3 protein-coding genes and 3 pseudogenes are annotated in these 13524 nt (G+C 48.5%); 3 read left to right on the forward strand and 3 right to left on the reverse strand.

Annotation, left to right across the window (positions count from 1 at the left end; all coding sequences use genetic code 11):
- Positions 1-57: 57 nt before the first annotated feature.
- A pseudogene (locus tag BXY_RS11090) lies at positions 58-970 on the reverse strand (helix-turn-helix domain-containing protein).
- 223 nt (positions 971-1193) lie between these two features.
- On the opposite strand from BXY_RS11090, the gene BXY_RS11095 reads away from it, so the two are divergent.
- The 3 genes and pseudogenes from BXY_RS11095 to BXY_RS11105 all read left to right on the forward strand — a co-directional run bounded on the left by BXY_RS11095 (position 1194) and on the right by BXY_RS11105 (position 6871).
- On the forward strand, positions 1194-2300 hold the full coding sequence (locus tag BXY_RS11095) for an efflux RND transporter periplasmic adaptor subunit (protein ID WP_015531932.1): 1107 nt from the start codon (positions 1194-1196) through the stop codon (positions 2298-2300).
- Positions 2301-2314: 14 nt separating this feature from the next.
- Positions 2315-5494: an efflux RND transporter permease subunit gene (locus BXY_RS11100; RefSeq protein ID WP_015531933.1), complete on the forward strand. Its 3180-nt coding sequence runs from the start codon at positions 2315-2317 to the stop codon at positions 5492-5494.
- Positions 5495-5506: 12 nt separating this feature from the next.
- A pseudogene (locus tag BXY_RS11105) lies at positions 5507-6871 on the forward strand (efflux transporter outer membrane subunit).
- Positions 6872-7028: 157 nt separating this feature from the next.
- On the opposite strand, the gene BXY_RS11110 reads toward BXY_RS11105, so the two are convergent.
- Both BXY_RS11110 and BXY_RS11115 read right to left on the reverse strand, forming a co-directional pair.
- Positions 7029-10973: a hybrid sensor histidine kinase/response regulator transcription factor gene (locus tag BXY_RS11110; protein ID WP_015531935.1), complete on the reverse strand. Its 3945-nt coding sequence runs from the start codon at positions 10971-10973 to the stop codon at positions 7029-7031.
- A 36-nt stretch (positions 10974-11009) separates the two neighbouring features.
- A pseudogene (locus tag BXY_RS11115) lies at positions 11010-13458 on the reverse strand (glycoside hydrolase family 95 protein).
- Positions 13459-13524 lie beyond the last annotated feature (66 nt).

The raw sequence follows: 13524 nt of genomic DNA on the forward strand, positions 1-13524 counted from the left end.
TTAAGATGAACAAGATCCCCAAAAAGATTTGTCTAACATAAGAATCTGTTCTTTTTGTCATTCTTCTTTTCTGTTCCGATAATTGGCCGGTGATGTTCCCAAATGCGCTTTTACGTATTTCCCGAAAAAGGACTGATTGGGGAAGTTGAACTCTTCCGCAATTTCCTTGATAGACTTTTCCGAACGTTTTAATCGGTATTTGATATGCTCCACGGTAGTTTCGTTAATCAAATCCAACGGAGTCCTGCCACATGCCTGCTTGATGACTTTCGAGAAATGCTTCGGAGTATAACAAAGCTCGTTGGCAAAATAACTCACCGAACGGTGCATACCCTTGTCCTTCGATAACAGTTCCATGAACTTCCGCAAAATGTAATTCACCTGTTTGATGCCTTCTTTCGAACCTTCCGTATTGCCGGCGGCTTCCATTTCCTTGTGAAGCTGTCCCAGCATTTCGCAAAAGATAGCGGAAAAGAGATATTGCATCACTTCTTTGTGGTAGCAATGAGGCTCATCGTTTATCTTGGCTATAATTAAATCCCGGTAGAATCCGAAGAAAGTTTTATCCTCCCCGTTGCCAACCGACTTCACCGGATTGTTGTGGATATGAATGGCAGTATTCCACGTTTTCCTTTTCCATTTTAATAATACGTTGCAGGAAACGGGTAGAGAATCCGGCAAGCCTGACTTTATATTTAGGACTAAGCATCGTATGGCTGATAATCGTGTTGGGCAGACCGAGCAGCAGCTCGCCCGCCTGCAACTTATAGGTCCGGTAGTTGACGTCCAGCTGGATGCACCCTTCTATACAAACCGCGATGAGAAAACAATTCAGTTTGATTGTATCATTACTATAAGGAGTCCCCTCCAGACTGTTGACTATCGCAAAGTCATCATCGATATAATCAAGGACGTGCTGACTGTCCTTAAAATCCTCTATATCCACCGTAATAATGTTCTCTTTTTCCATGTTCTTTCCTTTTTTACTTTTTGCAAAGTTGGTGAATAATCGGGAAAACAGAATGTCCCATACTTCTTCAGATTTGTTTGATATGTCGTTTATTGCCAAATAGTTAGCTATAATAAACGTAAATGGCGAAAATAGGACATTTATGGAGGGAAATTGGTCACTCTTGCCTTGTTCTTTTCTCCTACTTTTGTCCAGGATTTAACAAAAGACCAAAAGAGAAAGTATGATTACAGTAAGCAAAAAATGGATACGGCTGATAGGGATTGTCGGTTGTACAGTGTGGATGGCATCTTGCAAGCAAGCATCGGATGCGGGAGTGAAATCTTCTTCTTATGCAGTAATGCAGATAGAAGCGGTGGATAAGGAATTTTCTTCTTCCTATTCGGCGAGCATACGTGGGCGGCAGGATATTGATATTTATCCGCAGGTGTCGGGAACGATTGAGAAACTCTGTGTGACCGAAGGGCAAAAAGTACGCCGCGGGCAATCGCTTTTCATTATCGACCAAGTACCTTACAAGGCCGCACTCAAAACTGCCATTGCCAATGTGGAAGCAACACGTGCCGCACTGGGTACTGCCGAACTGACCTACAAGAGCAACAAAGAACTGTATGCGCAGAAAGTAGTTTCGGAATTTAGCCTGAAAACGGCCGAGAATTCTTATCTCACCGCCAAAGCTCAACTGTCGCAGGCCGAAGCACAAGAGATCAGTGCCCGCAACAATCTCTCTTATACCGAGGTGAAAAGTCCCAGTGACGGAGTCGTAGGTGCGTTGCCTTATCGTGCAGGCGCATTGGTAAGTGCCAATATGCCCTATCCGCTTACTACGGTCAGCGACAACTCGGATATGTATGTCTATTTCTCCATGACCGAGAATCAGTTGCTTGCCCTCACCCGCCAGTATGGCGACATGGACGAAGCCTTGAAGAACATGCCGGAAGTGGAATTGCGCCTCAATGATAATTCGGTTTATGATAAGAAAGGTGTCATCGAATCCATCAGCGGCGTCATCGACCGGCAAACGGGTACTGTGGTGGCGCGCGTGGTGTTTCCCAACGAATCGCGGTTGCTTCATAGCGGAGCCTCGGGCACGGTGGTAGTGCCGAGCATTTATAAAGACTGTATCGCCATCCCGCAGACGGCCACCGTGAAGATGCAGGATAAGACGATTGTATATAAGGTAGTGGACGGGAAGGCTGTCTCTACCCTGATAACAGTGGCCGAAAACAATGACGGACGCGAATATGTGGTGCTGGACGGACTGAAAGCAGGTGATGAAATCGTATCGGAAGGCGCCGGACTGGTGCGCGAAGGCATGCAAGTTAAATAAGAAGGAGACTGATTATGAAAGGAAATATATTTATAAAACGGCCGGTGATGGCTATCTCCATCTCCGTACTGATTCTGGCTATAGGGCTTATTTCGCTCTTCACGCTGCCGGTGGAGCAATATCCTGACATTGCGCCTCCAACGGTATACGTAACTGCCAGTTATACAGGCGCCGATGCCGAGGCAGTGATGAACAGTGTCATCATGCCACTGGAGGAGAGTATTAACGGTGTGGAAGACATGATGTACATCAGTTCCAGTGCTTCCAATGCAGGTTTGGCCATTATACAGGTTTATTTCAAGCAGGGCACGGACCCCGATATGGCGGCAGTCAACGTGCAGAACCGTGTGGCGAAAGCACAGGGATTGCTTCCGGCTGAAGTAACGAAAGTCGGCGTCAGCACGATGAAGCGGCAGACCAGCTTCTTGCAGATTGGTGCTTTGGTCTGCACGGACGGTCGATACGATCAGACGTTCCTCGCCAATTATCTGGACATCAACGTTATTCCGCAGATTAAACGTATCGAAGGAGTGGGAGACGTGATGGAGCTGGGTGATACATACAGTATGCGTATCTGGCTGAAACCGGAACGAATGGCGCAATACGGACTGGTTCCGTCGGACATTACCGCCATATTGGGTGAGCAGAACATTGAAGCTCCCACTGGTGCATTGGGCGAGAGCTCGAAGAATGTTTTCCAGTTTACGATGAAATATCGCGGACGCCTCAAAAGCGTGGAAGAATTCCAGAACACGGTTGTCCGTTCGCGCGAAGACGGTTCGATACTTCGCCTGCAAGATGTGGCAGAGGTGGAACTGGGTACGATGACGTATAGTTTCCGCAGTGAGATGGACAGTCAGCCTGCCGTTCTTTATATGATATTCCAGACAGCCGGTTCCAATGCCACCGCTGTCAACAAAGAAATCACTACGCAGATAGAGCGAATGGAGAAGAATCTGCCGGAAGGAACGGAATTCGTCACGATGATGAGTTCGAACGACTTCCTTTTCGCTTCCATACACAATGTGGTGGAGACGCTGATTATTGCCATCATTCTGGTCATCCTCGTGGTCTATTTCTTCTTGCAGGATCTGAAGAGTACGCTGATTCCCTCCATCTCTATCATTGTGTCGTTGGTGGGTACGTTTGCCTGTCTGGTGGCTGCGGGTTTCAGTCTGAACATCCTGACACTGTTTGCGCTGGTGCTTGCCATCGGTACGGTGGTGGATGATGCCATTGTGGTGGTGGAGGCCGTGCAATCTAAGTTCGATGCCGGATATAAGTCTCCTTACCTTGCCACGAAAGATGCAATGGGCGACGTGACGATGGCTATTGTTTCTTGTACCTGTGTATTTATGGCTGTGTTTATTCCCGTTACATTTATGGGAGGAACTTCGGGCGTGTTCTATACACAGTTCGGTATCACAATGGCAACTGCCGTAGGTATCTCCATGATTTCGGCCTTGACGCTTTGTCCTGCTTTGTGCGCCATCATGATGCGTCCGTCGGACGGAACCAAGAGCGCTAAGAGTATTAACGGACGGGTACGCGCTGCGTATAATGCTTCGTTCAATGCCGTATTGGGTAAATATAAGAGAGGTGTGATGTTCTTCATCCGCCATCGCTGGATGGTGTGGACTTCACTGGCTGTTGCCGTTGCTTTGCTGGTTTACCTGATGAGTACCACTAAAACGGGACTTGTGCCGCAGGAAGACCAAGGTGTCATTATGGTGAATGTCAGCATTTCACCGGGAAGCACGCTCGAAGAAACCACGAAAGTGATGGACCGCCTGGAAAATATCCTGAAAGATACGCCCGAAATAGAACACTACGCCCGCGTAGCAGGATATGGACTGATATCCGGTCAGGGAACTTCGTACGGTACGATCATTATCCGCCTGAAAGACTGGAGCGAACGAAAGGGCAAGGAGCATAGCTCGGATGCTGTGGTGTCCCGCCTCAACGGACAATTCCAGGCGATAAAGGAAGCGCAGGTATTCAGCTTCCAGCCTGCCATGATTCCGGGTTACGGTATGGGTAACTCCCTCGAACTGAACCTTCAGGACATGACGGGTGGAGAATTGGCTACGTTCTATGAAGCGGCTATACAGTTCCTTGGTGCTCTGAACGAGCGTCCGGAGGTAGCGATGGCTTATACATCGTATGCTATCAACTTCCCGCAGATATCGGTGGAAGTGGATGCTGCCAAATGTAAGCGTGCAGGAATTTCGCCGAGTGCGGTGCTCGATGCGGTGGGCAGTTATTGTGGTGGCGCGTATATCTCCAACTATAACCAGTATGGTAAAGTATATCGTGTGATGATGCAGGCTTCGCCTGAATACCGCCTCGACGAGCAGGCGCTGAATAATATGTTTGTACGCAATGGTACGCAGATGGCTCCGGTGAGCCAGTTCGTGACGCTGAAGCAAGTGCTGGGACCGGAAACGGCCAACCGTTTCAATCTTTACAGCACCATCACCGCCAATGTGAATCCTGCCGACGGTTACTCCTCCGGCGAGGTGCAGAAAGTGATTGAAGAAGTGGCTGCACAGTCTTTGCCGGCCGGCTACGGATATGAATATGGTGGTATGGCACGCGAAGAAGCAAGTAGCGGTGGTGCGCAGACGGTTTTCATTTACGCCATCTGTATCTTCCTTATCTATCTGATTCTGGCCTGTCTTTATGAGAGTTTCCTCATACCGTTTGCCGTTATCTTCTCCGTGCCGTTCGGGCTGATGGGATCGTTCCTTTTCGCCAAAATACTCGGGTTGGAGAATAATATCTATCTGCAGACGGGTGTGATTATGTTGATCGGTTTGCTGGCTAAGACAGCCATTCTGATTACGGAGTACGCCATAGAACGTCGCCGCAAGGGAATGGGTATCGTGGAGTCTGCCTACTCTGCCGCACAAGTCCGCTTGCGTCCTATCCTGATGACGGTGTTGACAATGATCTTCGGTATGCTTCCGCTGATGTTTTCCTCCGGTGCAGGTGCCAATGGCAACAGTTCGTTGGGTACGGGTGTTGTGGGCGGTATGGCTGTCGGGACACTGGCATTGCTCTTTGTCGTTCCGGTTTTCTACATCATCTTTGAGTTTTTGCAGGAGAAAATCCGTAAACCGATGGAAGAGGAACCAGATGTGCAGGTGCTTTTAGAGAAAGAAAAGAGTGAAGTTGAACGCGAACGTAAATAAATGAAAGAAAGAATGAAGAAGAATATCATCACATTAGTTGCCATCAGTCTGTCGTTGAGCGGTTGTGGCATCTATACCAAATACGAACCCGCCACTGTCGTTCCCGACGATCTTTACGGCGGGGAAGTGGTGACCGAAGACACTGCCGGTCTGGGTAATATGGACTGGCGGGAACTCTTCACCGACCCTTATCTGCAATCCCTCATTGAAGTGGGATTGCAGACCAATACCGACTATCAGTCTGCCCAGCTCCGTGTGGAAGAAGCACAGGCCGTACTGATGTCCGCCAAACTTGCTTTTCTGCCCGCTTTTGCGCTTGCTCCGCAGGGAACAGTGAGCAGTTTCGATACGCAGAAGGCTACGCAGACTTATTCGTTGCCCGTTACTGCCAGTTGGGAGTTGGACGTTTTCGGGCGTATGCGCAACTCCAAGAAACAGGCGAAAGCGCTTTATGCTCAAAGCGAGGATTACCGTCAGGCAGTCCGTACGCAGTTGATAGCAGGTATCGCCAATACCTATTACACCCTGTTGATGCTGGACGAACAACTCGACCTCTCCCGTCAGACGGAAGAGGCATGGAAAGAAACCGTTGCGTCCACCCGTGCATTAATGAATGCCGGATTGGCAAACGAATCGGCTGTGTCGCAGATGGAGGCGGCCTATTATCAGGTGCAGGGTTCGGTCCTCGATTTGCAGCAGCAGATCAATCAGGTGGAGAACAGTCTTGCCTTATTATTGGCGGAGACGCCACGCAACTATGAGCGTGGTGTATTGGCAAAGCAACAGTTTCCTGCCGACTTCTCGATAGGAATTCCTGTACGGATGCTTTCTTCCCGTCCGGATGTCCGTTCGGCAGAGCGGACGTTGGAAGCGGCGTTCTATGGCACCAATGCGGCACGTTCGGCTTTCTATCCTTCCATCACTTTGAGCGGGAGTGCCGGATGGACAAACTCCGCCGGGGCGATGATTATCAATCCGGGTAAGTTTCTCGCGTCGGCGGTAGGTTCGCTTACGTAGCCGCTCTTTAACAGAGGACAGGTGGTGGCACAATACCGCATTGCCCGTGCGCAACAGGAAGAAGCGGCGCTCGGTTTTCAGCAAACGTTGCTCAATGCCGGTAGTGAGGTGAATGATGCGTTGATTGCCTATCAAACCAGTCAGGGAAAAAGAATCTTGTTGGATAAACAGATCACTTCCCTGCAAACGGCTTTGCGAAGCACTACTCTGTTGATGGAGCATGGTAATACAACCTATCTGGAAGTGCTTACCTCCCGGCAGTCGTTGCTTAGTGCACAACTCTCGCAGACGGCCAATCATTTTACTGAAATACAAAGTTTAATTAACCTATACCGTGCTTTAGGAGGAGGTCAGGAATAAACTGTATCATACTCTCTGTTTTTTAATTTAATGAAAGAAGGGCTGCCGGAGAAGTGATTCTGTGGCAGCCCGTTTGTTAATCGGTCAATATCGGTCAATATGCGGCGAATTGGCTTGCAGCCGGAAACTTCAGCCAGCATAAAGAATAATGATGGTATTATTTATCAGCCAGACCTTTCTTTTTTCTTTCTTTATATTGACTGGGTGTTTCCCCGGTATATTGCTTGAAAGCCGTACTGAAATAACTCGGAGTGGTAAACCCGGTTTTCTCTGCAATTTCAGAGAAGGGCATATCCGTGCCGGATATCAATGTAATAGCTTTTTCTATACGGAGCTTACTGATATACTCGTTCGCTCCCATGCCTGTAAGTGCTTTCAGTTTGTTATAAAGCGAAGAACGGCCCAATCCTACTTCCTGGCAGATAAACTGAATGCCCAGATTGGAATTTTCTATATTTTCCTGGATGATACTATTCAGTTTAATTAGGAATGTTTCGTCTGTCAGGCTGATGGTGCTTTCTTCCGGTGTGGGGATTAATCCTGCATTCAGATACCTTTTCTTGGTATATTCCCGGTTTTTCAACCGGTTGCGGATAAGTTCCATTAGCATTTCCACTTCGAAAGGTTTGCTTAAATAGCCGTCCGCTCCATTCTTGTAACCGCTTATTTGGCTTTGCCTGTCATCTCTGGCAGTTAGCAGAATGACTGGGATGTGACTGATATTGATATCCTCTTTAATCGTTTTACAAAGTTTATACCCGTTCATCCGAGGCATCATCACGTCACTGACTATAATATCAGGGACATGGCTTCTGACCAGTTGAAGGGCTTCCACCCCGTCTCCGGCGATAATTATCCGTTTGAAGTATCCTTCGAACGTTCTTTTCAGAAAGTCTGTCATATCCGGATTGTCATCCACTACGAGAATAGTGTATGGAGTGGTGTCGAATACCTCTTTCGCGGACGGCTGCCCGCTGTTATCATCCATCATCAACTCGTTCAGATAAGCTTTTGGCTCGCAGATGATTTCTTCCGGTTCCTGCCTCAACGGCAACTCAAAGAAAAAGCTGGCTCCGGTTTCTTCATTATCCTGTGCGCCGATAGAGCCGCCGTGCAGTTCCACCAGAATCTTGGAGTAAGACAAGCCGATTCCTGTTCCGCTCTGTTCTCCCGTTCCCTGGTAGAAGCGGGTAAAGAGCTTGTGCGTATCCACTTGCTTTAGTCCACATCCCTGGTCGATGACGGAGATACGCACCCGGTTTTCTTCGGGCAGCAGTTCCGAAGCAATCGTTATTTCCGTGTCCTGCGGACTGTGTTTCAAAGCATTGATAAGCAGGTTACTTAGGATAATCTCGCATTTGTCCTTATCGAAACTAACTTTCTCTATCCGTGGGTCGAGCTGATAGCGGATATGCACATTCTTTGCTTCCCCCTCACTGATAAAATCCTGCGAAACGTGTTCAATCCATTGATTGAGCGGATGAGGCTGAATTTGCAGTTTACTCTCCCCTACTTCCATTTTCCGCACGTCGAGCACCATATTAATCAAGTTCTTCATCCGTTGTGCCTGCCGGTAGATGGCTTTTAACGGCAGATATTGGCTGTCTCCGGAAGAGAGCGACTTCAAAATCTGATTGAGTGGCGCATGAATAAGCGTCAGCGGAGTCCGTAGTTCGTGGCTGATATTGATAAGAAAACGTACCTTTTCCTCGTACATCTGTTTCTCATGCTCTTTCATCGCCCATTTTAGTTTTTCCTGATTACGTTTCAATGTTCTGCGGAAAGTTTCGATGATTATGGTGGCAATGAGAATGGCACAACCGAGAATGAACCACCACGTGCGATACCATGGTGGGAGTACGGTTAGTTCCAGTATTTTCTGGTTGGGAATCCAGCTACCGTCTTTCGCTGTGCATGAAGCCATAATTTTGTAATTGCCCGGCGGTAATGACCGGATTACCAATTCCGGCTGGTACGATTCGATATACTGGTCGTTCAGCCCCTCTATCCGGTAGCGGTAGACTTTCTTGCGGAAGATATCCTCTTCTTTCGACATGATTCGGATAGTGATATTGCTGTCCCATGGGACAGAGATTGCTGCCGGATGACTATATAGTTTGTTCTGTGCAGGCTCACCATTGATGATAATATCCAACAGTTGCAGTTCCGGCATTTCCGATGTATTCAGCAGCAGCTGGCCGTCAATGCGCAGCATACCCTTTACACCGCCGATATAGACATCCCCCTCATTGTTTACCAACCGGGCGTTGGGCAGATATTCGTTTTGGATAGCTCCGTTCGACTCTCCGAAGAGAACGAACTTCTGTTCCTGTATAAGCCAGGCGAAAAGCAGATTATCCGCACCTATCCATACTTTGCCCCTCTGGTCGCATTGCACCATGTTGACTTCGGTAAACAGGTTGGTAAGGATGTGCGTCTGCTTTTGGGAAACGGGGTTGTAGTGGATAAGGCCGAAATTGCTTCCTATCCAGAAATCGCCGTGCTCGTCGTGTGACGCCGAACTGATTACGGTATCCTGATAACATTCGAAGGTTGTTTGCAGCAAGGAATCCCCATCGTGCAGTTCGTAGATATGTTTGAAATCGTTGATGTAAGTCCGGTTGTTCTCGTGCTTGAAGGGGACGAGCGTGCCGACAATACTTTTCCCTTCTTCTCCGGTGACCTTGTCGAATTTCTTTTCTTTCAGGTGATACTGGTAGACATGGTCGCCCAGTAATAACACGGTGTTGGGGGTGTTCTGATATAAGTTGACCGATTTTCCCCGGTTGCAAAGTTGTGTCGTAGTTTCTTTGTCGACAATGGTAAAAGGCTGTTTCTCCCCGGTTGCGGGGTTGAATATGAATACTCCTTTGGAGAAAAGGGAAATCAGTAGTTTTCCGGGAGTGAATCCGCTGATAAACGCTATTTTATCGTTCCAGGTAGAAAGATAATGGGTGAATTTCTCGGTACGCGGGTTAAAGAGGTTGATACCGCCGCCGTCCGTACCAATCCAGATACTGTCGGTCGATTGGCGGTAAAGGCTTCGCACGGTGCTGTTGCTTAGTCCGCGGTCGTTGCCGGGGACTACGTCGGTGTAGGTTTTCATGAACACTTCCCGGATGCTGATTAATCCGTTGCAGGTGCTTCCTGCCCATATATTGTTATTGTGGTCGTTGTGCAGGCAGAGAATGGAGTTGGCGGGGAGAGAGTAGTTTTCACGTCCCGGGATATATTCCAGTTGGGAGATTTCCCCGGTTTCGGAGGTGAGGATATTGATTCCGCCGCCATCTGTTCCTATCCACAGTTGCCCTTCCCTTTCGGCGAGGCTTAGGACGATGTCGTTGCTAAGGGCGGAGTTGCGGGTGGAGTACGAAGCCAGTAGTTTGCCGTCGTATGAGTAGCAACGAAGTCCGCCGCTGTAAGGGGCAATCCATATTCTTTTCCGGCTGTCGGTCATCATGGTGGTAATTTCCGGCCCGCAGTCGAAAGGGGGCCGTCTGTGCTCTCCGGTATGCAGGTCTACGAGGTATATGCCTGTCCAACGGCTGCAACAAAGCAACGTCTTTGAATCCCACATACTGAGAGCGTTGATTTTAAAAGAGTTGGCGTTGAAATATTGCAGAAGCCGGAGAGAAGAATCGTTATAACTATATTTGTAAATCCTGTCCTTGCCGCCAAAGAGGATTCCGTCCGGGACAAGGCAGAAGGAATAGGCGGTGATATTCTTCCCGTCCTCGTCCGTGGGGAACGTGAAGTCGTTGCTCTGCTGTTGGTAACGGGCAATACCTTTTTCAGTCAGTACCCAGATGTTGTGTTGCTTGTCTTCGGCAATCTGATAAATCAGGTTGTGGAGAAGCGAGTTCGGGTCGTTTGCCTGGTGTTTGTATCTTTTCAGTTCGTGCCCGTCGAACTTTCCCAGTCCCGATTTGGTACCTATCCATACGAAACCCTGCTCATCCCGGAGAATACAGCGCACGTTGGAAGGCAGCCCTTCTTTCAGAGAGATTTGTTTAAAGTAATAGTGTTCTGCCCGGAGAGGGAGAACACCGACTAACTGTATGATAAAGAAAAGGCTTGACAGAACAGCGTATTTGGTTTTCATGTAAAGCAGGTTTGTTTATGAGGACAGATGCCTTCTTTATAATACGGCTAACTTGTCCCCTTTTAAGGTGATTTCGTATTTTTTCCCTTTTACGGTCTTGAACTTGAGCGTCTTGTCTCCGTATCTTACGTTACAGGGGATTCCGGATTTGGAATGGATGATAGCTTTCTCCAGTTGTCCCTCTTTCCAGGAGATGGAAACCTCAAAATTTCCTTTGGCGCAGATTCCGCTTATTGAGCCGTTTGCCCATGCATCCGGCAAAGCGGGAAGAAGTTGGATGAATCCCATGTGGCTTTGCAATAACATCTCGGTTATTCCTGCCGTACCGCCGAAGTTTCCGTCTATCTGGAAAGGCGCATGGGTATCCCAGAGGTTGTCCAGTGTACCGTTTTTCAATAAGTTGCCGTATAGTTTATACGCATGGTTTCCGTCTTGCAGTCGTGCCCATTGGTTGAGCTTCCAACCCATGCTCCAACCGGTAGCGCCGTCTCCGCGATGTTCCAGTACCACTCTGGCTGCCTGTGCAAGTTCGGGGGTAGTCACGGGAGAGATGGTATGCCCCGGATGCAATCCGAACAGGTGGTTGACGTGGCGGTGTTCATCTTTCGGGTCGTCTATGTCGGTAGACCATTCCAACAACTGACCGTAGCGTCCTATACGGTACGGAACCAGTTTGGTCAGTACGTTTTCCCATTGTTTGCGTTCTTTGGCGTCCGTTCCGAGCACCTTGCTTGCCTGGATGGCGTCCAGTAATATTTCACGTACTACGGCATGCGCGAAAGTGACTCCCTCGTCCACCGGGCCGTGTTCGGGAGAAGTGGAAGGAGCGGCGGTGTAAGTCCCGTCGGGCTTGTGCCACAAGTGGTCTACCGCAAACTGTGCGCTGCTTTTGATAAGGTCGTAGCCGATTTCCTTTAAGAATTTCGTGTCACGGGTATAATCATAATACTCCCATATATGCGTTGCCAGCCACGGACCGACGGTAGGATTCAGGTTCCATGCCATAGATTTGCTGGATAAGGGAGCTGTGAATCCGAAGATATTGGCAGAGATGGATGCTGTCCATCCGCGGGCGTTGAAATAGGCTTGTGCTGTCTTCTCGCCGGGTTTTACCAAGCTGCGTATAAAGTCAATCAAAGGCCATGTACATTCAGAGAGATTGGTGGGGCACGCAGGCCAGTAATTCATTTGAATGTTGATGTTATTGTGGTAATCTACCCGCCACGGGCCGTCGGTATTGTTGTGCCACAATCCTTGCAGGTTGGCTGGCATGTTGCCGGGGCGCGAACTGGCTATGAGCAGATAGCGTCCGAACTGATAGTACAATTGTTCGAGCTGATAGTCCGGCACGCCTTTCTTATAGCTAGCCAGTCGTTTGTAGGTCGGCAGGTTGGGAGTGCCGATTTCCGGATTGATTTCAAAACGTACCCGATTGAACAGCGCGGTATAATCGGCTTCGTGATTACGATAAAGCTCGTCATAACCTTTTTTCAGGGCATTGTCCATCATAGCCAGAGTCGTTTGTGACGGGTCGTTGCCGACGTAGGCTTTCGGGTCTTTGAAGTCTGGGGCAAAGTTCATCTTATAATCGGTATCTGCCGTAAGCAGGAATACCACTTCGTCAGCATCCTTCACAATAATCCGGTCGTTTTCTGCTTTCAGTGTTCCCCCTTTGTGGATAGCTTTGATTCGGAAAGCGAATTTCATTCCGTTGTTATTGAGAACGCCGGTATATACTAATCCGTCGTTTCCATCTGCTTCCAGATGGCTTTTTGCTTCGTTGTTGGGACAATAGCTAAGTACAAGATTCTGTTTTCCGCCTTTGTCGGCAGTAAACTTCATGACCATAACGCTGTCTGGATAGGATATGAAGTATTTACGTTGATACCGTATCCCGTCTTTGTAAAATTGCACCACAGCCATCGCCGAATCCAACGACAGGATGCGGCGGTAATTGCTCATATTGATTTCGCTGAGTCCGGTTTCCACATAAAGCTCTCCCATCGTGGTAAAAGCACCGAAGCGGAACGGAGTCTCGTCTTTTTCTTCATAAGCTCCCAGCCCGTTGAAGTTTTCCTGCGTGAGATACCCCGCCTTTTTAGAATCCCCGTCCAGGAAAGCCTGCCGGATTTCTTTCAGTACACCTGACGACTGTTTGTTTACGTTCCAATAATACTCGGCGCCTTTGGCGGTATTCGGCCCCCCTTTCCAGAGAGTTTTTTTCATTCAGTGTGATTCGTTCTGCGGATATGGAGCCCATGATATTCGCTCCCAGGCTGCCATTCCCGATAGGTAGCGAACGGCTTTCCCATGCTTTGTCCGGATTCGCCCCTGTGCCGTTGGCACGTAGCCAGATAGCTTGTCCATCGAGATTGTTGGGAGTGTCGAACCATACGGAAAGCCCTTGAGTATAATCCACCGTCTCTATGGACGCTGCGGAAAGAGAAAAAAGTGTGCAAAGAATAAGAGGGCAGAGTTTTTTCATAATATGTGTTGTTTAAAGGAATGTGAGATACAAAGGTACTTGTTTTTTAAGATTCTGTCTAGCGGG

It is taken from the genome of Bacteroides xylanisolvens XB1A, assembly GCF_000210075.1.
In the GTDB taxonomy this organism is placed as follows: domain Bacteria; phylum Bacteroidota; class Bacteroidia; order Bacteroidales; family Bacteroidaceae; genus Bacteroides; species Bacteroides xylanisolvens.

Excerpts from the sequence above, each read along its gene's own strand:
- BXY_RS11100 (WP_015531933.1), top strand. The coding sequence starts at position 2,315 with ATGAAAGGAAATATATTTATAAAACGGCCGGTGATGGCTATCTCCATC.
- BXY_RS11110 (WP_015531935.1), bottom strand. The coding sequence starts at position 10,973 with ATGAAAACCAAATACGCTGTTCTGTCAAGCCTTTTCTTTATCATACAG.
- BXY_RS11095 (WP_015531932.1), top strand. The coding sequence starts at position 1,194 with ATGATTACAGTAAGCAAAAAATGGATACGGCTGATAGGGATTGTCGGT.